This window comes from Anabaena sp. CCY 9910, assembly GCF_963920875.1.
Classification (GTDB): domain Bacteria; phylum Cyanobacteriota; class Cyanobacteriia; order Cyanobacteriales; family Nostocaceae; genus Trichormus; species Trichormus variabilis.
This window is the reverse complement of sequence record NZ_CAWUDJ010000028.1, coordinates 50,415-73,387: the sequence shown is the minus strand read 5'-3', so window position 1 is coordinate 73,387 and position 22,973 is coordinate 50,415. Positions and strand designations below refer to the sequence as shown.

Sequence of the window (22,973 nt, the reverse complement as noted above, 5' to 3'; positions counted from 1 at the left end):
GGTGTAAGGGTTTCAAACAATACCCCTATACCCCTATACCCCTATACCCCTGAACCCCTTAATTTTGAGTTCTCATGGGTAAGTCCTGGTTATAAAGGTATCAACTCTGGGTAATATTGCAATAGCTGATCATTACTCAGTTCATCCCCTAACCGTGCTGGTGAGAAATGCACTTGGATAGCTCTGAGCTTGTGTTTGTAGTGCAGATTAATTAGAGCTTTTAAGGCTTCTTGTAACGCTTGAATATTAGCCAAATCAGTTTCTAACTCCGGTACTTCCCCTTCATAGGCAACTGTAGTCATGATGACAATGTTGCGTGTTGCAGGTAACGAGAGGGGGCGATCAAAGTCATCAGTATCTAATTCTAAATCAGCACCGTATCTGGCAGCAGAATCGCTAAATAATTCGTTGACGTAATCTCCGGCTTCGCCTTCATTCCAAAATACATCACCTTCATTGGCAGCAGAGAGCCAGTATTCATCGTAGCGTAGTAGGGTCTCGGATAGCTCTACCAATCCTTCCCCTAAAACTTCCAATTCCCCTTCGGCATTGATTGCATCTCTGGCAATGCGATTGAGTTCTCCTAATATGGGAGCGATGTCAGACCCGCTTAAATGTAGAAATAACCGAAATACTACATAACGAGTCCGACCCATCATTTTGTTAAACATACCAGTTTGTCAACCTCCAAAAGTTTGTTTAATCGGGACTAATCAATTCAAAATTCACTCATACCCTACGGGTACTCTACGAGAACGCCTTTGGCAAACGCGGTAGCTTTCCGCAGGAAAGGCTTGCGCCTACAAAATACCCTTTGCTACGCAACGCTAACGCGTAGCTTGCTTCCCCGTAGGGGTACGGGTTCTCCCCAGGAGTACAAAATTAAGAATTTCTGCCTTCTTGAATTTTTCTGCTCCTTTATCTCTCTCATTATTCATTCACATAGTGAAAACTGTTAACAAAATCTGTAAGTGTGTTTAACCCAGGTAAGTTATGTGGCAGAGATTCACTAGATACATCGGATGAAAAAGTCATTTCGGTAATTGAGGAGTTGATAAATCGTTTACCAAAGTTGGGGCTGTCATGAACAATCAAAGTTTGAGCGCTGGAATTAGTTAATATGGTTTGGGTTGGAGCTTGAAAAAATTCGATTTTTGCAGCTAAGTGCAGATTCTTTTTGGTTTTTTTCATGGTCTGTGCCTGACTTATAGCTTCCGCGATCGCACTGGTTAATTCCTTCACCCGATGGGGTGTTTTTATTCCTAAGGAAGATATATTTTCCTGTTCCATCATGGCTAACAGGGCATAAATATTCTTTTGGGTATTAACAGCATCTTTAAAAGGTAAAATTGCCATACAGGCTGTGGGTAATAAGTCCGCGTCATTATCTACCCGGAATGTAAACACAGTCCGACGACGACTGATTTCCATGCTGGGGGGTTGTTTGAGGATAGAGTATTCTTGGGCGATGTGGTAGTAAGCGCCAGCTAAGGCAAAGTTCGCTTCTGCTTCTAAGGCTGCATCGATAACAATTTGAATGGTTGGTGGGGTTTCGTTGAAAAATTCTCGTGGATCTTCAGTGTCAAACCGTTGGATAATGGAGCGATCGCCTGTAGGACTTAAGTCAATCCATTGACAAATCAAACCCTCTGTTTTTAAGCCAAATCTGGAAGTAGAGTAAAGTTTTGCACCAGTCAAAATGGCGCTGGTTAAATCAGCACCTACCCATTCTGCTCTGATTAATTTTGCTTGAATTAAATTGGCATGGACTAAACTAGCATTTGTTAAATTGGCATTGCTCAAGTCTGCGCCGACTAAATTAGCGCCACTCAATTTTGCATTACTTAAATCAGCCCAACTCAGGTTTACACCACTCAAATCAGCCCAACGGAGGTTTGCTCCGCTCAAATCTGCACCACTCAGGTTAGCATGGCGGAAGTTTACCTGTTTTAGTTCAGCATCTCGCAGGTTGGCGCTGGTTAAATCACAACGACTTAAGTCAGATCCATTGAGGTTAGCCATTTCCAAGTTGGCTCCTACTAAGGATGCACCTTTCAAGCTGGCTCCGTTCAAATTAGCGTGGCGAAGATTGGCGTGGCGGAGTGTGGCTTCTCGCAAATCAGCACTGTTGAGGTTTGCTTCCGACAAATCAACCCGACTGAGTTCCGCACGAATTAACTCAGCACGTACCAAGGAAGCCCCACGTAATTGAGCGCGACTGAGGTCAGAACGAATTAAATTAGCAACATTGAGGCTGGAATGATTGAAAATAGCATTAGTGAGATTGGCACCACTCAGTCTAGCTACGTTCAATTTGGCATGGCTGAAGTCAGCTTCGCTCAAATTTGATCCACTCAGGTTAGCTATACTCAAATTTGCTTGGCTAAAATTCACACCACAGAGTTTGACACCACTCAAATTAGCTTCCGAGAGGTCAACACCACTAAAATTGATGACTCCAGTTGCATATTGTGCCAGCAATTCCTCTACATTCATCTAATACCTCATGATTTATCTAATTCGTAATTAAAAACGACCATTGACTAATGATAAAAATGCAAATTGGAATTTTAGGTTTAGGCTTGATTGGCGGTTCATTGGGTTATGATTTGCGATCGCAAGGTCATCATGTTTTAGGTGTAAGCCGCAAGCAATCTACTTGTGAAACAGCAGTTTCCTTAGGTAGTGTTGATGAAGCCTCCGTTGACATAAGCTTATTAACAGCCGCAGAAGTTGTATTTATTTGTACACCTATCGGTCTTATTGTTCCCCAAGTGGAGCAGTTGATTAATCATCTACCCCAGGCGACTGTGGTGACTGATGTTGGGTCAGTGAAAGCACCGATAGTTGAAGCGATTTCCCCTCTGTGGGAAAACTTTGTCGGTGGTCATCCAATGGCTGGGACAACAGATAGTGGGATAGAATCTGCCCAAAGAAATTTATTTGCTCATAGACCTTATGTGTTAACACCAGCGCCGACAACACCCAAAGGAGCGATCGCACTTGTAGAGGAAATTGTGCGATCGTTAGGGGCTAAGATTTACTATTGTCAGCCAGAGCAACATGACCGCGCTGTGAGTTGGATTTCCCATTTACCTGTCATGGTCAGTTCCTCCTTAATTGCCGCCTGCATCAGCGAAACTGACCCCGAAGTTTTAAAATTAGCCCAAAACCTTGCTAGTTCAGGTTTCCGAGATACTAGCCGCGTTGGTGGTGGGAATCCAGAGTTAGGGGTGATGATGGCGCAATACAATCGCCAAGCATTACTGGGGTCACTGCACCAATATCGCCGTAATCTTGATGAGGTAATTGCTCTAGTTGAGCAGGAAAATTGGTCAGCTTTAGCAACCAAGTTACACACAACGCAACAAGCCAGACCTAATTTTGTGGATGAGATTTAGTAGTTTAGCATTCTCAATGTGACGACGATCTGTAGGCGATCGTAGATCGTCGTGCAACGAAATTCTTGCTGATTCAAAAATAGTGATTGTCTCCAATAAAAACCTATCCTCTAATTCCATACAATTGTCAGTTGACACTGATGATAATTCTGAAAAATCAGATTTCTATATCAAATATAGATAAGTAGGTGGATCATATTTACCTACTGATGAGATGTGTTATGCTTGCCAACGTAAACAGAATTTTTTGGTTTTGGATAAATATTAATTAATCCTACTGTTTTGTATTTTTAACTATTGTTGAGTAATTATGTGTAACGATTTTTTTGTTACAATACGGACTTGATTAATCGATGATTTGTACGGCAGTATTTTGCTGATTTATTTGCTGAGTTCACTGTAATAGCAGCCCTATGAACTTAACGTCTAAAATGGCAATAGTTTTGAAGTATTGAGGAAATCATTTGAGGATGTATATATGAGATATGGAATTGATATTGGTCATAATTGCTCACCAGACACCGGAGCTAGAGGGATTAAGTTTGAAGATAATCTCACTTTAGATGTAGGCAATCGAGTCATATCTAAGTTAAAAGCTTTAGGACATGAAGTAATATCCTGTAAACCAGATAGAGCTACTTCAGTCAAAGATTCTCTCTCTCAAAGATGTAATAAGGCCAATGCCAACAAAGTAGAGGTTTTTGTTTCCATCCATTTTAATGCTTTTAATGGACAAGCCAACGGTACTGAAGTATTTGCCACGAGTGATAATGGTAGAAGAATCGCCAAACCAGTATTAGACGAAATTATTAAGTTAGGATATTTTAATCGTGGGGTTAAAAGTGGTTCTCACCTGTTTGTTTTGCGTAATACAAATATGCCAGCAATATTGGTAGAGTGTTGCTTTATTGATGCCCAAAAAGACATTAACTTATTTGATCCGGAAGCAACTGCTAATGCAATTGTCAAGGGATTAACAGGAAAATTACCAACTACTCCTGTACCTTCTGTTCCAGATGAAGAACAAAATATAGATACGAGTATTTTGAGACTACAAAAATCATTAAATCGTCTCAAAATTACAGATAGAAGTAATAAACCTCTCGTTGAAAATGGCCAACTTAATGCAGAGACAAAGTTTGCTATAGAGAGATTTCAAGGCATCGTAGGACTGGAGAAAACTGGCATCGTCAATGAGGCAACATGGAATGCCATCAATCTGATTTTAGCTAAAAGAATTATCAGACAGAACCACGCTGGTGGGCCGGTGGTGAGATACTTACAATTCCGAGTAGGAGTTGAAGTTGATGGTATTTATGGCGCGCAAACAGAAGCAGCAATTAAAAGATTCCAAAGACAAAATGGTTTGCTGGCCGATGGAATTATTGGCCCAATTAGTTGGCAAAAATTAATCGGTTAGTGGTAGTGATGGGTTAGAGGTGAGAGGTGAGAGAGGTTAGTACAATAACTAGCTTCTGGTTCCTCTCCCAACTTCTGCCACTAACCACGATTGCGTTCTAATAAAAGCATCATCATTAAGCTTAGTAGGACTTGTTGCTCTTCGCGATCGCTAATTTGATCAACCTGTTTGATAGTAAATTTTCTGGAGAGAAAGGAAGGGATTTTCTCTAAACGCATTACAACTGTACCATCACTTCGGCTGACTAAATAAACAGGGTTAAATACATAGCCAGTGAATATACCGACAATGGGGATTTCCGCAAATAAGGCATCAGCTATTTTCACCCAAGGATTTTTTTCTTGAATATTTAAGGTAGTTGTATCGCCATCAAATATATCGTAACGCGCACGCCATAAAGATTTTAAACCCCGTCGCTTGACTGCACCAATATTCGTACCGTTACTATCGGTGAACTCATAGCGCGCAGAAAAATCAATGATGCGATCGGCTTTGATGTAGTATAGGGGACGGGTACGCTCTACATCTGCAAAGATGGTGATAGCTTCTTTAAGCTTGAACAGCTTCTGTTTGACGTAGAAAACTAAATTGCCTTGAGCGTCTATGACGGATATTTGCGGCGCTAACGCCCAAAACTTGAATGTAAGTTCTAGTGGATACTGCATAGGGATTCCAGTGAAAATAACTGCATTTCTCACCTTTCTATTAATCCCTATAAGTGCTGATATGTAACATAGAAAAAATTAAATAATGTAAACGTATCTCATAACTTTTCTTGGTTATGTAGAATGTATTCTCATCGGTGAGAAAAATTATAGAATCTAGATTAATTCTTATCGTAAAGAAAAGGGTTTAAGACCCCTCTCTGACAAAGTTCTGTGACGCTTGCGGACTCGCTACCGCTACACTAAGGCCGGCTGCCGGCGTACTCTACGGGACTTACTACAGATAGGGTTTAAATCCCCGTCTGAACGCGAACAGCGTACCGTAGGCAAAATGTCTTTAATTTTGTACTCCTGCGGAGAACCCGTTTGCGTTAGCGTTGCGTAGCAAAGGGTATTTTGTAGGTGCAAGCCTTTCCTGCGGAACGCTACCACGTTCGCCAAAGGCGTTCTCTCAGAGTACCCGTAGAGTATTTTGAATTGTTAATGGTGTACCCTGCGCTTGATAATCGTTAAAATTGAGGCTCAAATTTAGGGTGAACTATGTTTCATGTCATGGTGGGCAATGCCCACCCTACTAGCACTCAAAGTGCTGGAGATTTTGATTTTTTTCATAACCAATTATGGTTCAATACAGTTCAGTTAAGGCAACAACTTAGACTGGTGTAGGTTGGGTGGAGGAACGGAACCCAACATTCACGCATACTTTGTTGGGTTCCGCTATCGCTCCACCCAACCTACTATTCTCTTAACTAGCACTCATAGTGCTGGAGATTTTGATTTTTTCATAACCAATTATGGTTAATATTCATGCCTCGGTTTGCCATAGCTTTTAGAAATAAATCTGTTGGTAACGCTTTTTCCACAGGCCAAACCCCTGGTTTTTTCAGCTTACCTGCTAGCAAAAATTGTGCTATACTGCCTGCCCCATGGCCAGAAGCAACGGCTGTATTTTCATGTACTAAAGTTGAGCAATAAACGGCTTGCTTACCATTTTTTATCCCCGTCACTTCTGAGCGGACTGCCACACCAATACCACTAAAATTATTAGTGACATCTGTCATGAAATGACTGACATGAGATAAGAATTCAATCATGCTACGACGCTGCATCAACCACTTAGGGAAAATGTGGGCAGCAATCCAAGTTAAATGATTATAAAAATCGGGAACTGAGCCAAACTTAGTAATAACTGTTTTTACACTGGGGAAAGTTTCAGGTAATGTAAAGGTTTCTGGCATATCAAACCAATACACTCCACTATTATTGTATGGAGAGGGAAATTTAACTACTTCTCTTTCACTATAGGGTTGAACTATCTGCCATTTTCCGTCTAGCCAAGCTTCAAAAGGATACTGCAATCCTAAAAAAGTAGTCCGCATGACTGTAATGCCAGCACCACCAGAACCAGCTACTAGATAACTTAAATGTATCTTTTGTGCGTCATCAAATTGTTCAACATCATGACGTACCATACTATTAGAAATTCCCGGAAAAATGCCGGTATTCACAATTGCTGTTACACCCGCAGTAACGGCTTCCTCGTGATACTTGAGAGCCTTGCTAGTAAAAGAACGGTGGTCACTAACATCTAAATAGTTAACCCCTTGTTCAATACATATTTTCAAGACATTGGCATCTCGGTAGTGAAATGGCCCGGCACAGTGGATAACTAAATTGGATTGGGCGATCGCCTCTCGCAACTTGTCAACTTCTGCCAAGTCAAGCACCAAAAACTGCATTCTTCCCCCCGACGGTGAGGTCATATCCTTCTCTGATGCTGGGGAACGTCCGGTGATTGTAATTTGGGCTTGGGTGTGGGTGGCTATATCTTGAGCAACACTGCTACCAATCCGCCCCCGGCCTCCAAGAATTAATACACGGTCTGTCATTACTCCGGTGTGGGTAACTATACCTCTATTTGACCAGTTTTTGGTCATCTTGGCATCAGTTGTAAGTATGACTTACGTATTCATGGGAGATAGGGATTGAGGAAGGTTGGGAAAACTTCAAATAGCTTTGGAAAAACCGCTAGTTGAAGACTTTTGTAAATAGGCATCGAATACAGCAGCAATATTGCGGATGAGTAATCTGCCGGCAGGTGTAACTTCTATATGATCAGGGAAAATTCTAATCAAGCCGTCAGCTGCTAATAATTGGAGTGGCAATTTTTCTGGAAAAAAGTAATCGGAAAAATCACTATCAAAGCTCAAATCATATTTTCCTTGGATATTTTCAGGTGAAAGTTGGAATTGACACATCAATTCCATAATGATTGTGCGGCGAATAATGTCATCTTGATTAAGTTTGACTCCCTTTTCAATTGGTAGGGTCTCACTATCAATGCCCTGATAATAATTTTTTAACCGTTTATGGTTCTGTACATATACATCATGCAGCATACTAATTGAACTCATACCAAATCCCAGTAAATCAGATTCTGGTTTGGTTGTGTAACCTTGGAAGTTGCGATGTAGTTTACCATTTTGTTGAGCGATCGCTAATTCGTCGTTGGGTTTAGCAAAATGATCCATCCCAATGAATACGTAACCATTACTGGTCAATTCTTCTATGGTCATCTGCAAAATATCCAGCTTTTCTGGCGATGAGGGCAAAGCGGCTGGCGGAATTAGACGCTGAACAGGTTTTAACCAAGGTACGTAAGCAAAGTTAAAAACAGCAATGCGATCGGGATTTAGTTGAATGGTTTTGTCAACGGTACTTTTAAATGTCTCTAGGGTTTGATAGGGTAAACCATAGATCAAATCAACATTTACACTGGCAAATCCAGCATCTCGCATCCAATCCATTACCTGAAACAACATTTCCTCTGGTTGAATGCGGTTGACTGCTTGTTGTACCTGGAAATTGAAGTCTTGAATGCCAAAACTAATCCGGTTAAAACCCAAATCTCTGAGGAAAAACAAATATTCTCTAGTTAAAAAACGCGGATTCACTTCAATAGAAATTTCTGCATTCTCATCAAACCGGAAACAATCATTGAGAGTTTGCCAAAGGCTTTCCACCTGAGGAAGAGATAAATAGTTAGGAGTACCACCACCCCAATGTAATTGCTGAACAGTACGTTGATTATTAGTTAAATTAGCTACTTGCCTAATATTTCGGTTTAAGTAATTTAGATAAGGTTCCACTATTGATTTTTTCTGTGTGATGACGGTATTACAGCCACAGAAGTAGCAGGCGCTTTCACAAAAGGGGATATGGCAATACAGCGAAATAGGTGTTTTTTTATCATTACCGATAGCGATCGCCTCTGTAAAATCTCTTTCCTGAAAATTCTCTCTTAGCTCTGTTGCTGGCGGGTAACTGGTGTAGCGAGGTAAAGGCTGATCGTATTTTCTGAGCAAATTAGCATCAAATTTGATATTTGTCGCTTCTTGAATACAATTATCTGAGTGACGAGCCATGCTGAAATTCCGAATATAAGCAATTATTAAACTTTAATCACTCTATGGTTATTAAGTTATCAATAATCGCCGCAGTTGCAAAACTTAACACAACTAGGACTGATGTCGGGAGTGGTTTTGCTTGGGTCAGCTATTGTGCTTTTATAGCCGTAGTCAGATAGACTAGGACATCAACCTGAGATACGGTCCCCACAACACAAGGCTTTTAAGTCAGTCAAATGTCAACAGCTATAAATTGCACAATCCATCGTGATGTCTGTTGACCCTAAATGTAGTCGAAGGGTCAACAGCTCACGTTTTATTTGCTTAGTGCTAGCTCTTTTTTCTTTTTCATGATTTCCAAATATTCTGTGCGGGTACCATCAACTCGATAATGGTCACAAATTTGACATAATTTGAGAACATCTGATCGAGTGAATACTTTTTGGTGTTCAATTCCGTTATCGTTCCTCCAACGCCAGAAAGTTGTGCGGTCAATGCGGCGATCGCTCTCAGGCCATCTTCTGCGAGAGAGAAAATCTACCACATCTTCTTCATAAAATGAGTAGCCCTTTGGTAACTTGAGAAGTTCTTCTTTTAAATGAATAAGCGGTATGAGTGGATCTAGCTCAGATAGTCTCATGCCAGCAAGCCCTTATAGTCTTGTGTAAATTCAACTAAACAGAAGGCTTCAGAGAAAACGGTTCATCATTTACTAAGTTAGTTTCTATACTGTACGGTCTATAAAAAGGCAGCAATTAGGCTATTAGGGACTTTTTCAATGTATCTTCCCTGACTCCATACTTTTCCTGAACTAAACTAACAGTAAGAAGCTAAATTATTAATTTATACAATAATGTAATTTATACTTCATGGCAATGTATATGCAACAAATTTTAAGCTGTATAATTAGTAGTTTTGTATATAAAAAATACTCAGTAATTTTTATTTTTAAATCTTGAAAGTCTTGAAGAATGGATAAGAACAATGGGTAATAGCTAATTGGTAATTGGTAATTGAGAAGTTATGATTACTCATTACCGATTACCAATGCTTAATTATTAATTTGTGTATTCTCTGGAAATTTTTCGTTTTTCTGTGACGGTGCTGGAATTTGACTCTCAGTAGAGGAATTTTGCTTTACTTCCACTGTAGGGACTACCACAGAAGAATCTGAATTTTTTGGCTCTGTGGGTTGTACTGGCACAACTATAGAATTTGACGGCGGCTCAACTGGTGTGGTGGAATTTTGAGTTGAGGATGGTGGACTGGTATCTGTAGTGTTGGCTGGCTTGGCTGTACGAGATGAACGGATTTCTCGCAATTTTTCTACGAGGGATGGCGTGGAGGATGTGTTAGGTGACAGCCCAGGTTGTTCATAATTGCGGGGCTGTAATTCTCCTGTATTTGGTTGCGGTGATTGTTCGGGAGAATTGCTGTTGGAATTGGGCGATTCGGTTTGTTGGTTAGTTAGATTACGCCTACGTCTTCTAGAGGTGGATACAGGCGTAGTTTCGCTGGCGGAATAATTTTGCGAGTTTTGCCTCGTATTATCTTGCTTTTGGGGAGAATCAACTTGAGATTTTCCGCCTACTGGTACCATTGGGCGTTCTTCAAACAGGGGTTTTGCCGATGGCTGTGTCCAAGAGCGGGAAAACAGGCTGGTGGCACTAAATCCGGCGGCGGCAGCAACCAAAGCTATGATGACACCCAGGAAGAGTTGAGAAGTGCCAGACTTTTGAGCTATTAAGGCGATATTTTTCAGGGGCGATGGTTTTTTAACACTACCGGATGTTTTAGCACCAGAAAACTTTTCTTGCAGATGCACGGATAAATCGATGGTTGGCACTGCATGAGTAGGTAATGCGTGAATTGGCAAATTTATGCCACTACCGGGTAGTAGTTGTAGCCATTCGGTAACGCTTGGGGGACGGAAGCGAGATTCTACAGCCATACCCCGCATAACGGCTTGATTCACGGCTGCACTGAGGTGGGGTTGTAGTTCGCGGGGGGCTGGCATTTGTTCGCGATCGCGCAATAATGCTGGTAAGGGAACTTGTCCTGTTAACAGCGCATACAAAGTTGCCGCTAAACCATAAACATCGGTGGCTGGTGTGCGCGGTGCTTGAGTTAAATATTGTTCGATGGGGGCATAGCCCTCAGATACTAGCCCTGTGTGAGTTTGTCGCACACCGCTATTAAATTCGCGGGCGATGCCAAAATCAATCAGCACTACCTCCTGTGTACCTTGACGGAGGATGATATTATCTGGTTTAACATCCCGGTGTAGCAAACCATTGTTGTGTACTACCTGCAATGCTGCCCCAATTTGGCGGATGTAATGAATTGCAGTTTCTTCTGGTAAAGGTATGGCCGGTAAAACAAAAGCATCCCCTAAGGTTTCTCCAGGGATATACTCCATTACCATATAAGGTAATCCATCCTCAACAAAAAAATCACTTACCCTGACAATATTAGGATGGATACAAGTGGCGAGTCTTCTGGCTTCATCTTGGAACTGACGCTCAAACTTTGCAAAATCAGGGTGTTGGCGCAGCCGTTCGTTGATGGTTTTCATCACTACCTCATGTCCTAAGTAGTGATGCGTAGCCTTAAACGTAATGCCAAAGCCACCACGTCCTACTTCTTGGATGAGGGTGTATTTTCCACCCTGTAAAATTTTGCCTGCTAACATAGAGAGTCTTGAGTCCTGAGTCTTAATTCCTGACGAAGCAAATAACTACTAATTCCTAATTGTGAGGGACTGCCAAACAAAAAAGTCTGCCCATATATTGTATTCAGTAGTCAGATTTTTCTCACTTTTACCATCTAAAAGGCTCTTCGGTTAGCTCAAACAAGAATTTTCGCAGAAAAATCTTACACCCTTCATATAAACACTTTCGTTGAGAAAACTCATCTTGATTAAATAGTTTGTCTAATTTTACTTTGTAATCACAATAAATTTCAGGAGTCATGTAGCCCTAATGTCTCAAAAGTCGTCTCAAAGCCATCTGTCTACTTCACAAAATCCTTACATAGACAACATCAATCGTTCAGATAAATGGCAACAAAGGGTAGCACAGATAGCATATCGCTTTAACCAACAGTATCAAAATCAAACTTTGGAACTACCAGCAGAAGTTCAGGAAATGCCGATTTATCGAGAATGGGTTTCTGGCATATTGGCAGGAAAGATTGCTTCTCCTTTTTGGGAAATTGCTCAACCCCAAAAAAATCAGCACTGTTTAGATATTGGTTGTGGAGTCAGTTTTTTGATTTATCCTTGGCGAGATTGGCAAGCATTTTTTTATGGGCAAGAGGTGAGTAATGTAGCGCGAGATACCCTTAATTCTCGTGGTTCCCAATTGAACTCCAAGTTATTCAAAGGAGTGGAATTAGGGGCAGCCCATCAGCTAAAATACACATCGGCTTATTTTGATCTAGCGATCGCCACAGGATTCAGTTGCTATTTTCCCTTAGAATATTGGACATTTGTGTTACAAGCCGTAAAGCGTGTACTCAAACCAGGTGGACATTTTGTTTTTGATATCCTCAACGCCGCACACCCCCAAGCTGAAGATTGGGCGGTGTTAGAAACTTACTTAGGCGCGGAGGTGTTTCTAGAACCTGTAGCCGAGTGGGAAAAAATAATTAACGCGGCTGGTGCTAAAGTAGTTGGACGACAACCAGGGGAGTTCTTTGATTTGTACAAGCTACGGTTTTAAGATTGATTTTGATTGTTGACTGTTGACTGTTGACTGTAATAGCCCAGTCCCCAGTCCCTAATACTGAAATAAGGATACTATACTGATGTCGGTGGGAAGAATACGCTACGATTGGCAGAAAGCAGAGATTCGCGCAGTATATGATACGCCATTGCTAGAGTTGATTTATCAAGCTGCTAGTGTACATCGGCAATTTCATAATCCTAAACAAATACAAGTATGTAAGCTGATATCGATTAAAACAGGCGGGTGTCCTGAAGATTGTAGTTACTGCGCCCAGTCTTCTCGTTATCAAACTGAAGTCAAACCCCAAGCACTCCTTGATAAGCAAACGGTTGTGGAAATTGCCCAAAACGCTAAACAAAAGGGTGTCAGCCGTGTCTGTATGGGTGCGGCTTGGCGGGAAGTGCGAGATAATTCTCAGTTTGACCGAGTGCTAGAAATGGTCAAGGATGTCACAGACATGGGTTTAGAAGTGTGCTGTACTCTGGGAATGCTGACAGCTGACCAAGCCAAGAAGTTAGAGACAGCAGGATTGTATGCTTATAACCATAACTTAGATACATCCTCTGACTACTACAGCACTATTATTACCACGAGAACTTATGGCGATCGCCTAAACACCATCGAAAATGTCCGACAAACTAATGTTACCGTATGTTCTGGTGGTATTCTCGGTTTAGGTGAAAGCATTGATGACCGTGTGGCAATGTTGCAAACTTTAGCCACCCTCAATCCTCATCCAGAATCCGTACCGATTAATATTCTCTCCCAAGTAGAAGGTACACCCCTAGAAGATCAACCAGATGTACCTGTGTGGGATGTAGTGAGAATGATTGCTACCGCACGTATAGTTATGCCCACATCCGATGTGCGTTTAAGTGCTGGTAGGGCGAGACTTTCTCAAGTGGAACAAGCCTTTTGTTTTATGGCAGGAGCAAATTCCATCTTTTCCAGCGACGATAATAAAATGCTGACGGTGACAACACCCTGTCCAGATTACGATGCTGACCAGGAAATGCTCAACCTACTTGGCTTAGAAATGCGTCCCCCGTCCCAAAGACCACAACCTGTAGTAATGGGTAATTTATAATCGCTTCAGATTCCCGACTTCTTCAAGAAGTCGGGAATCTATTTTTTCACACTACAGTATCTTCGCAGAGCGTAAACCAAACAGCAGACCAGCAGCTATGCCAGTGAACAAAGCCAAAAAGCCAATATAAGCTACAATTGCCAACATTTATTTTTCTCCACAATATTCTACTAACTCTATTGAATCATTAATTTTTGGTCACTGGTCAAAAGAGGCAGGGGGCAGGGAGCAGGGGAGGCAGGGGGAGAACTTACTCCAAGATTTTCGCCCAATCCCCAGTCCCCAATCCCCAATCCCCAATCCCTGAGAAAATCCGGCGTAAATGCTAATCTGGAACTAGCTAGAAGACTAATATTTTGGTTCCAGTTTCAGGGCGGAACAATGACAAAAACCAACTTATCCCCGACTCTTGCTGTCAATATTCCACCTACACTAACGCTGACAGTCTCCCACGAACAATTTGTGCAATTAGCACTGGCTAACAGAGATTTACAATTAGAACGAACTGCTACGGGTGAGTTAATTGTTATGCCTCCAACTGGGAGCGATACAGGGTATAAAAATTCGGATATTAACGCCCAACTGTGGTTATGGAACCGTCAGGCTAAGTTAGGAGTGGTTTTTGACTCTTCAAGCGGTTTTCATCTTCCCAATGGTAGCTCTCTCTCTCCTGATGCGTCTTGGATACGTCAAGATCGATGGGATGCCCTCAGCATAGAACAACAAGAGGCTTTTGCCCCAATATGTCCTGATTTTGTGCTGGAACTACGTTCTAAAAATGACTCTATAGAAAAGTTACGCGCCAAGATGAGAGAATACATCGACAATGGCGCTCGTTTAGGTTGGTTAATTGACCGCAAAAATCGACAAGTAGAAGTTTATCGCCCAGGTCAAGATGTGGAAATCCTTAATCATCCTGTCAACTTGTCAGGGGAAAATGTCTTACCGGGGTTTGTGTTGGACTTAACTGAAGTTTGGAAATAAAGATATGTCATCCCATCTCCTCCCCAGAATAAGGTAGAATACAGCCCACGGCGCTTGTTTGGGTTTGGGTAATGACTTCTGTAATTAATGTGAATCTACCAACGCAGTCTTATGAGATTGCGATCGCACCTGCAAGTTTAGATCAGATTGGTCAAAGCTTGGCTGGGTTAAAACTGGGCAAGAAAGTATTACTGGTTTCTAATCCCACGATTTTTAAGCATTTTGGCAAAGTTGCGGTTGATTCCTTAGAAGCTGCTGGATTTCAAGTAGCAAGTTATTGCTTACCAGCAGGGGAACGCTACAAAACCCTTAATTCTATTCAAAAACTCTACGATATAGCCCTAGAAAATCGCCTAGAACGCTCCTCAACAATGGTGGCTTTGGGGGGAGGGGTAATTGGTGATATGACTGGTTTTGCCGCCGCTACTTGGCTACGGGGGATTAATGTAGTGCAAGTACCCACCACACTCTTAGCAATGGTAGATTCGGCCATTGGTGGTAAGACAGGTGTTAATCATCCCCACGGCAAAAACTTGATTGGTGCGTTCCATCAACCGCGATTTGTGTTAATTGATCCCCAAGTATTAAAAACCTTGCCTGTACGGGAGTTTCGGGCGGGAATGGCAGAGGTAATTAAGTATGGCGTGATTTGGGATGCAGAATTATTCAAGCAGTTGGAACAGAGTAAACGTCTCGACCAATTGCGTTACATCAAACCAGAATTGATGGATGCTATCTTAACTCGTTCATGTCAAGCCAAAGCTGATGTTGTCGGCAAAGATGAGAAAGAAGGTGGACTGCGTGCGATTTTGAATTACGGACACACCGTTGGTCACGCGGTGGAAAGCTTAACTAACTATCGGCTACTCAAGCATGGTGAAGCAGTAGGTATCGGCATGGTAGCGGCTGGGCAAATAGCTGTAAATTTAGGACTGTGGCAACAAGCAGATGCAGACCGTCAAAATGCCTTAATTGAAAAAGCGGGTTTACCGACAAAGTTACCAGATGGATTAGATATTGAAGGGATTATTGAGGCATTGCAATTAGATAAAAAAGTCAAAGATGGTAAAGTACGGTTTGTTTTACCAACTCAAATTGGTGTAGTGACAGTTACTGACGAGGTGACATCAGATCACATTCGGCAAGTTTTACAGCAGATGTAAATTAATTACTAAATTCTGCCAAAATGGCAAATTTTCAGTAATGGAATCTTATACATTAAATATAGCTACTCAAATAGAGGTCGTTGATTGTATCAATGATTATCTAATTATGAAACCTACAAAACTGAGTGCTATTGCTGAAGTACTTAGTGTTTGGGGAATTGAATAAATCCTACAGCAAGACGGACAAGCTAACTATTACTAACGGTTCTTTTTTCGAGAAAGTTGAGCAAGGATTAAGTTTGGTTTGCTGGCACCTACCAATCTTAACTTTAATACTCTATATCGAGTTCTCATGTGGTGGTGATGACTTCGGGAAACTTTCTATACTGGGGATGGTATTGCTTGAACCATACCAAAAGTAGCAAGACAAAAGAATAAAAGTGGTGGTTTGATTGTTGTCGTAGCTGGTAGAACTTATAGTTCTTGCCCTTTTTAAAATTTAGTAATCCTTGTCCTACCAGATAGGATTACCTCTGCTAGATAAATTTGTAATTTATACAGCAACTCTTAAAACTGCTGGAAGCTAACCCGATTAATTAGCCTCCAGCTTTTTTATGTGTTAAGAAGGGGAGGATAAGATAACTACTGACTAATGACTTTATCAACCCAAAAAGCCTATTATTTCGTAGGGTGGGCAATACCCAGCACCTTGTTAGGGACTTCCAGATAAAAAATTTCCAAAATGTAGGGTGCGTCAGCATGAATAGTTTCCTGGTACAGCTAGGTTTTCTCACTCTGACGCACCCTACTAACTTCAACTTTTTTATGTGTTAAGAAGGGGAGGTGTAAGATGTCAGTTAACTAATTATCTACCCCAAAGATGTTAAGAGCTTTCTAGATAACATGATATTAAATAGAGGATTCACACTTAATTTCTGTAATATAGGTGGGCAATGCTCGACTCTACAGTTACTTAGATTTTTATGCGTAAGGGCAGGTTAAGTCAACAATAATCAAATTGAATTTCTATATTTGCCTTTCATAAGTCCAGTATTCAATATAGTCACTTTCTAATTACATCAATGAGTGATTTAACCAAAGTATTTATTGCACCTGAAGAAATTGTCAATTTTCTCAAAAAAAATATGCAGTTGAAAGAGGTATATCAAAAAATCTTATTTCAACGGTTGATTTTGCAGGTGGCTGAGGCTAAGGGAATCACGGTGACAACAGAAGAAATTGAGTCTGAGGCGAACCGCCAGCGTCGGGAAAAGCGTTTGGAGAAAGCCGCAGATACTCTGGCGTGGTTGACAGATCAGTTGGCTTCCCCTGAGGATTGGGAAATGGGTATCCGCGATCGCTTATTATCTCAAAAGTTAGCTAATTTCTTATTTGCTGATAAAGTAGAAGCTTTTTTTATTCAAAATCAACTGGAGTTTGAGCAAGTTAGTCTCTATCAAATTATTGTCAATTCGGAAAAACTCGCTCAAGAAATTTACTACCAAATTGAAGATGAGGAAATTAGTTTCTATGAAGCTGCATATTTATATGATGTTGATGCTGTTCGTAGGCAAAGATGCGGTTACGAAGGTAAAGTTTATCGGTTTTCTCTCCCTGTAAATGTAGCTACAGTTATCTTTAGAACATCTCCTAAACAGTTAATAAGTCCCCTACAAACTGACCAAGGTTATCACTTATTTATGGTAGAGGAATTTATACCTGCTGAATTAACAGGTGAACGATATCAAGAAATTCTCAATAATATGTTTAACCAATGGTTGATTACTGAACTAAATAAGATTTTGAGTTCATCCTGGGAAAATCAATTACAAGAATATTGAAAACTACTCTTGGAAACCCAATATATTTCCATAAAAATATAAATCATCAAGCTTTATATTATCTTTTGAAAAATTACCTAATACCAATTCAAAATATTAATTACCCTACGGCGAGTTAAGTAGAACAGGGTAAATAATTAAATATTTGTATTGAGAATGACAAAATTATAACTGATATAATTTATTTGCTTGTTTTTTTTGTAAAGATATATACTGCTACAATTTTAATTATTTTCCTTGGTATAAAAATAATTGTTTCAGTAGTTATGTTATTGTAAATTTAATAGAATTTATTGTACAATTCCTGCTTAACGAGTGTAGATATTGCCTAACCTCAGGACATTTCGGAAATCAAATATGAATCCGATTTATTTCCTGCTCAAGGTAGATGTATGTCTGCTTATTATCTTTATAATTATTACCTTGAATTAGAAGAAATAAAGTAAAAGATGAAGTTCTTAAGTTTAAATTTTTGTCCGCAAAGTAAAAGTAAAACTAATCTAATATTCGGACTTTTATCATAAACAATAAGTAATATTTATTCTTTGCATGGCTAATATAAAGATTTGATGAAGTTTTAAGTTTTCCAATGAAAACTATTGACTATATGATGAAAAATTCTTAAAAGAATAACAGTGGTGTAAAAAACTAAATTAAATCACTGTCACTGTTGCGAGAATTTAGTTTTTTAATTAACTCCAGGCACATCAGATTCTACTGCTGAAAACAATTATTGTTAGGTAGATGTAAACAACATTGTTTACACTTATACCTAGCTGCCTATGTTTTTTATTCCTATGTATAACAGGCTTTAACCTCTTATTAGTCTCTAAAAAACTAAGTTTAAAGATAGAGAGGCTTACCTCTGAACTAAAATTGCAAAGTTCAGTAACATCCTAAAAATCGGACTTGAGTATTAAACTTTAGAAAATTATCGGCGAGAAAAATACCAGTATTACACCAAGCTTCAGAAAAACTGCCGATTTATTCCAGTTAACCAGTGCAAAACTCATTCATTCTAGGTGTTTTACCAGATAATGCTGTTTATCAGGAGAGACGACATATATGCTATCAGCATATTTTGTTAGGTTTGCTGACTACTACTGGATAAGGAATCTTATTGCGCTGCGCGTGTCAGTTGTTAGTTGTGAATCGTTAGAAGCGAGGTGGGAGTCTCGATATTACAACTGCTATGGCTACTAGATTCTGAGTAATAAATGTTGATAAATAGCCGCCTTAATCTTCTCAGATAGGGGGGTAGACACTCATCATCGGATACTGATGAGAAATTAATTTTGCAACTAATTTTTTAGTTGTAATACGCAAGTTTACAGCAGTTTCACATTAGACAGCAACTGGTAATGATTATGTCACACAGTTTTAATCAAGAAACAGTTTTTGCTATTTATGACAACCAAGAGAGCAAATTTTTAACACCTTTCCAACGGAAGGCTTTACTCAAACATTTACAAAACAATTTACAGCCAGAATATCGCCGACGGATCGAAATTATGTTGATGGCTGATATTGGTAAATCTCAAGCTCAAATATGCGAAATATTAGGTTGTTCCCAAGAAATGGCTCGTTATTGGATTGGTCTAGCCGAAGCTGGTTTAGCTCATAAATGGAATGAACGTCCCATAGGTAGACCGAAGATTGTGAATGCTCAATATCTGGAAAGATTAAGAGAGTTAGTAAGCAATAGCCCTCGTGATTATGGGTATGCTTTTACTCACTGGACGGCTCAATGGTTAAGCAAGCATTTAGCTTCAGAATTAGGGATTGAAATTAGCGATCGCCACATTAATCGCCTGCTTAAACAAATGGGACTTTCCACTAAACGCAAAAGTTCCCAGCCAAAAGAAACTAATTCTCTGGAGGATGCTGCAATTACAATTGGCGACTTAAAAACCACATCCGAACCTAGTCTTAATTGGTCTTTTAATTCGTGATTAGGGGTATAGGGGTGTAGGGGGTTAGAGGGGTATAGGGGTGTAGGGGTATGAATATTTGCAACCCTTATACTAATTCTCTATGGAGTTGCGCCAAATGAATGATGTAGAGACGTTGCATGCAACGTCTCTACAGTAAAGAATAAAGTGCGTCTTTATCAAGAAACGGTATTACACCCTCACACCCTTATACCCTTATACCCTTATACCCCTACACCCCTACACCCGAAAATCTGCATACGTAAGTCCTATTAAATTTTGAATTCCCCCAAGGGGTTGGAGGTGGGGAAATGCCATCAGGGTTTTCCCGGCAATATTTAGCGGAACAACTCACCCATATACTGGGTGAGTCTTTGTCAGAACGGGAGTTAGAAAAGTGCATCCAAAGTTTAGAAATTATTGAACCACCAATCGCCAAACAATTTTGGCAAGCAGCGACAGCATCGGCGGGGATTTATATTGTTCTTGGGGGTAAGGTGAGGCTACTAGATAGCGCTCACAACTTAATTACGACTGTCTCGACTGGTGCATCCTTTGGGGAATTAACTCTGTTTCCTGACGCAGACTTTATTCCTTATGTCGCTAGAGCTTCGGTGAACTTAAAATTGGGTTATCTTCCCCAAGGGATTTTACAAGAGTTGATGGGCGAAGATTCCAGTGTTGGCGATCGCCTGAAAAAACACGCTGAAACTTGGGATTTGTTGGTGTTGTGTTGTCAAAACTCTTTGTTACCGCAAAATCCCTCAGTTGAGGAGATCATCAAAGCTTTAGCTTTATTTGAGCGCCATACTTTAGATATTGGCTCGCTACCATCACAGATATTTCCAGATACCAAGTTGTGGATACTGCGTCGTGGAGAATTGGAAAATAATAACGGACGCACATTCCAACCCGGAACCATCTCCCAATATTCAAAACAAATAAAGTGGCAAGTAACACAATCAGCTATTGTCTACATTCTCAAGCATGGGAATTGGCAAGTAGCGCAGGAGTATTGGCCAGAGTTGGGGACTGGGGACTGGGGACTAGGAACTGGGGAAAAGGCTTCTCAGTCGCCTTTACCTAGTCTTCGTCCTCCGGTGGTGAGGGAACCGGAACCGCAGCCACAACCAAAACAACGCCGGGCTTATTTCCCTAGCCCTCGTCTCCAGGTTGGTCATTGGTGGGGACGACTGATTAAGCGCTATCCCATATTTGAACAACAAAGTGCGGCTGATTGTGGCGCGTCTTGTTTGGTGATGATTAGCCGCTATTGGGGTAAGCGTTTGAGTGTGAACCGACTGCGGGATTTAACTAATGTTAATCGTAGTGGTGCATCCTTGAAGGGTTTAACAGCCGCCGCCGAAACCATTGGTTTTACTACCCGTCCGGTAAAAGCTAGCTTTGATAAATTAGCACAACAACCCTTACCAGCGATCGCTCATTGGGAGGGTAAACACTATATTGTAGTTTATGAGATTAACAAAAAACAGGTAATTGTCGGTGATCCGGCGATCGGTCAACGTAACCTCAGTATTGGGGAATTTAAAGCGGGTTGGACTGGTTACGCCTTGTTGTTGCAACCGACAACCGACCTCAAAGAAAACGAAGAAGCAAATACATCTTTCTGGCAATTATTTGAGTTAGTCAAACCCCACACACGAGTATTAGTAGAGGTATTCAGCGCTTCAGTATTGATTCAGGTGTTTGGATTAATTACACCTTTATTTACTCAGTTGTTGTTAGATAGGGTGATTGTGCAAGGCAGCACCTTGACATTAAATGCAGTGGGTTTGGGGTTGGTGATATTTGGCTTATTCCGTGTTGCACTGAGCGGACTACGGCAATATTTGTTAGACCATACAGCCAACCGTATCAGCATATCGTTATTGGTAGGTTTTATTAAACATACCTTCCGGTTACCATTGTCGTTTTTTGAGTCGCGCTACGTCGGGGATATTGTTTCTCGCGTGCAAGAAAACCAAAAAATTCAACGCTTTTTAACTGGGGAAGCATTGTCAATCATTTTAGATTTGTTGACAGTGTTTATCTATGTAGCCTTGATGTTTTGGTATAGTTCAGCAATGGCATTGATGAGTTTAGCGATTGTCCCGCCTTTTATGTTATTGGCAATCATCGCTACACCCTTTTTACGCCGTATTAGTCGAGAGGTTTTTAGTGCTACAGCAAACGAGAATAGTTATCTGATTCAATCCCTTTCTGGTATTCGCTCAATTCGCTCAATGGCAATTGAACAAACAGTACGTTGGCATTGGGAAGAACTCCTGAATAATGTCATTAGAAAAACCTTCAGTGGGCAGATAATTAGTAACAAGCTACAAATTTTCAGTTCTGCCCTAGAAACTTTGGTAACTACGATTTTACTTTGGTTTGGGGCATGGCTAGTAATCCAAAACCAACTAACTATCGGGCAATTAGTCGCCTTTAATATGTTGTTGGGTAATATTATCCGTCCATTTCAAAGGCTGGTAGTACTGTGGAATCAATTGCAAGAAGTGGTGATTTCTACAGAACGAATTAATGATGTTTTAGAGGCAGAACCAGAGGAAGATTTACAACACCAACATCGGCAATTTATCAGCAATTTACTGGGTCATATCCGCTTTGAAAATGTGACATTTCGCTATCATCCAGAAAGCGATCGCAATATTTTAGAAAACCTCAGCTTTGAAATCAAGCCAGAGCAAACCGTGGCTGTGGTAGGGCGGAGTGGTTCCGGCAAAACCACTTTATTTAAACTGATTTTGGGTCTATACCCTCCGACAGATGGAAAAGTTCTCATTGATGCCCAAGATGTAACTAATATAGCCCTGCGATCGCTCCGTTCACAAATCGGTGTTGTAGACCAAGATACATTCTTATTTGGCGGCACAATCCGCGAAAATATCAGCATTGCTCACCCAGAGGCTTCCTTAGAAGAAATTATTGCCGTCGCTCGCTTAGCAGGTGCGGACGACTTTATCAAACAAATGCCAGCAGGTTATGAAACCCAAATTGGTGAAGGTGGGGGGATGTTGTCTGGCGGACAAAGACAACGTTTAGCGATCGCCCGTGCTTTGTTAGGAAACCCCCGCCTATTGTTGCTAGATGAAGCCACAAGCCATCTTGATGCCGAATCAGAACGTATTATTCAAAACAACCTAAAAACCATCCTCAAAGGGCGCACAAGTGTCATTATTGCTCACCGCCTGTCCACCGTGCGCCACGCAGACTTAATTCTGGTATTAGATCGGGGCTTACTAGTCGAAAGCGGTAATCACGATCAATTAATTGCCAGAAGAGGTCATTATTTTTACCTCAATCAACAGCAGTTGAGTCATGAGTAATGAGTCAATAGTCAATAGTCCATAGTTATTCTTCTTTGCTTCCCCTGCTCACTACC

Annotated in this window: 17 protein-coding genes; 9 read left to right on the top strand and 8 right to left on the bottom strand. The window is 40.8% G+C overall.

From position 1 onward, the window contains the following. Positions 1–89: 89 nt before the first annotated feature. Together ACM5QX_RS19585 and ACM5QX_RS19580 are read right to left on the bottom strand one after the other, a co-directional pair. On the bottom strand, positions 90–671 hold the full coding sequence (locus ACM5QX_RS19585) for a DUF1517 domain-containing protein (protein WP_010995316.1): 582 nt from the start codon (positions 669–671) through the stop codon (positions 90–92). Positions 672–930: 259 nt separating this feature from the next. After that, positions 931–2,496 (bottom strand): pentapeptide repeat-containing protein, encoded by a 1,566-nt coding sequence (locus tag ACM5QX_RS19580; protein WP_414755020.1) that lies wholly within the window; start codon positions 2,494–2,496, stop codon positions 931–933. A gap of 59 nt (positions 2,497–2,555) precedes the next feature. On the opposite strand from ACM5QX_RS19580, the gene ACM5QX_RS19575 reads away from it, so the two are divergent. Together ACM5QX_RS19575 and ACM5QX_RS19570 are read left to right on the top strand one after the other, a co-directional pair. Further along, positions 2,556–3,401, top strand: a complete 846-nt coding sequence (locus tag ACM5QX_RS19575) for a prephenate/arogenate dehydrogenase (protein WP_414755039.1) — start codon at positions 2,556–2,558, stop codon at positions 3,399–3,401. Positions 3,402–3,879: 478 nt separating this feature from the next. Beyond that, complete coding sequence (locus ACM5QX_RS19570; RefSeq protein ID WP_414755019.1) at positions 3,880–4,821, top strand: N-acetylmuramoyl-L-alanine amidase; 942 nt, start codon at positions 3,880–3,882, stop codon at positions 4,819–4,821. Between the two features lie 80 nt (positions 4,822–4,901). Here the strand turns inward: ACM5QX_RS19570 and ACM5QX_RS19565 are convergent, their stop codons facing one another. From ACM5QX_RS19565 to ACM5QX_RS19545, 5 genes are all read right to left on the bottom strand, one after another. Continuing rightward, the gene (locus ACM5QX_RS19565) at positions 4,902–5,486 is read right to left on the bottom strand and encodes a hypothetical protein (RefSeq protein ID WP_041456417.1); all 585 of its coding nucleotides are present in this window, start codon (positions 5,484–5,486) and stop codon (positions 4,902–4,904) included. A 782-nt stretch (positions 5,487–6,268) separates the two neighbouring features. Further along, positions 6,269–7,375 (bottom strand): saccharopine dehydrogenase family protein, encoded by a 1,107-nt coding sequence (locus tag ACM5QX_RS19560; RefSeq protein WP_414755018.1) that lies wholly within the window; start codon positions 7,373–7,375, stop codon positions 6,269–6,271. Positions 7,376–7,492: 117 nt separating this feature from the next. Beyond that, on the bottom strand, positions 7,493–8,911 hold the full coding sequence (hemN, locus tag ACM5QX_RS19555; RefSeq protein ID WP_414755017.1) for an oxygen-independent coproporphyrinogen III oxidase: 1,419 nt from the start codon (positions 8,909–8,911) through the stop codon (positions 7,493–7,495). Between the two features lie 298 nt (positions 8,912–9,209). Then, positions 9,210–9,533 (bottom strand): hypothetical protein, encoded by a 324-nt coding sequence (locus tag ACM5QX_RS19550; RefSeq protein ID WP_414755016.1) that lies wholly within the window; start codon positions 9,531–9,533, stop codon positions 9,210–9,212. 411 nt (positions 9,534–9,944) lie between these two features. Next, positions 9,945–11,585 (bottom strand): protein kinase domain-containing protein, encoded by a 1,641-nt coding sequence (locus ACM5QX_RS19545; protein ID WP_414755015.1) that lies wholly within the window; start codon positions 11,583–11,585, stop codon positions 9,945–9,947. A 289-nt stretch (positions 11,586–11,874) separates the two neighbouring features. Here ACM5QX_RS19545 and ACM5QX_RS19540 point away from each other — a divergent pair, with 289 nt between their 5' ends. Both ACM5QX_RS19540 and bioB read left to right on the top strand, forming a co-directional pair. Then, the gene (locus tag ACM5QX_RS19540; protein ID WP_414755014.1) at positions 11,875–12,615 is read left to right on the top strand and encodes a class I SAM-dependent methyltransferase; all 741 of its coding nucleotides are present in this window, start codon (positions 11,875–11,877) and stop codon (positions 12,613–12,615) included. 85 nt (positions 12,616–12,700) lie between these two features. After that, on the top strand, positions 12,701–13,708 hold the full coding sequence (bioB, locus tag ACM5QX_RS19535) for a biotin synthase BioB (protein WP_414755013.1): 1,008 nt from the start codon (positions 12,701–12,703) through the stop codon (positions 13,706–13,708). 51 nt (positions 13,709–13,759) lie between these two features. Here bioB and petL read toward each other — a convergent pair whose 3' ends face one another. Next, positions 13,760–13,855 carry a cytochrome b6-f complex subunit PetL gene (petL, locus tag ACM5QX_RS19530; RefSeq protein WP_010996086.1) on the bottom strand — a complete coding sequence of 32 codons (96 nt, stop codon included), beginning with the start codon at positions 13,853–13,855 and terminating at the stop codon, positions 13,760–13,762. 234 nt (positions 13,856–14,089) lie between these two features. On the opposite strand from petL, the gene ACM5QX_RS19525 reads away from it, so the two are divergent. The 5 genes from ACM5QX_RS19525 (at position 14,090) to ACM5QX_RS19505 (ending at position 22,917) form a co-directional block, all read left to right on the top strand. Beyond that, positions 14,090–14,692, top strand: coding sequence for a Uma2 family endonuclease (locus tag ACM5QX_RS19525; RefSeq protein WP_414755012.1), 603 nt, complete (start codon positions 14,090–14,092; stop codon positions 14,690–14,692). Positions 14,693–14,763: 71 nt separating this feature from the next. Further along, the gene (gene aroB, locus ACM5QX_RS19520; RefSeq protein ID WP_414755011.1) at positions 14,764–15,855 is read left to right on the top strand and encodes a 3-dehydroquinate synthase; all 1,092 of its coding nucleotides are present in this window, start codon (positions 14,764–14,766) and stop codon (positions 15,853–15,855) included. 1,025 nt (positions 15,856–16,880) lie between these two features. Beyond that, a complete protein-coding gene (locus ACM5QX_RS19515; RefSeq protein ID WP_414755010.1) occupies positions 16,881–17,639 on the top strand; it encodes a peptidylprolyl isomerase in 759 nt (252 codons plus the stop codon). Between the two features lie 1,367 nt (positions 17,640–19,006). Then, complete coding sequence (locus tag ACM5QX_RS19510) at positions 19,007–19,591, top strand: helix-turn-helix domain-containing protein (RefSeq protein WP_185479055.1); 585 nt, start codon at positions 19,007–19,009, stop codon at positions 19,589–19,591. A 290-nt stretch (positions 19,592–19,881) separates the two neighbouring features. Next, positions 19,882–22,917, top strand: a complete 3,036-nt coding sequence (locus ACM5QX_RS19505; protein ID WP_414755009.1) for an ABC transporter transmembrane domain-containing protein — start codon at positions 19,882–19,884, stop codon at positions 22,915–22,917. Positions 22,918–22,973: the final 56 nt, after the last annotated feature.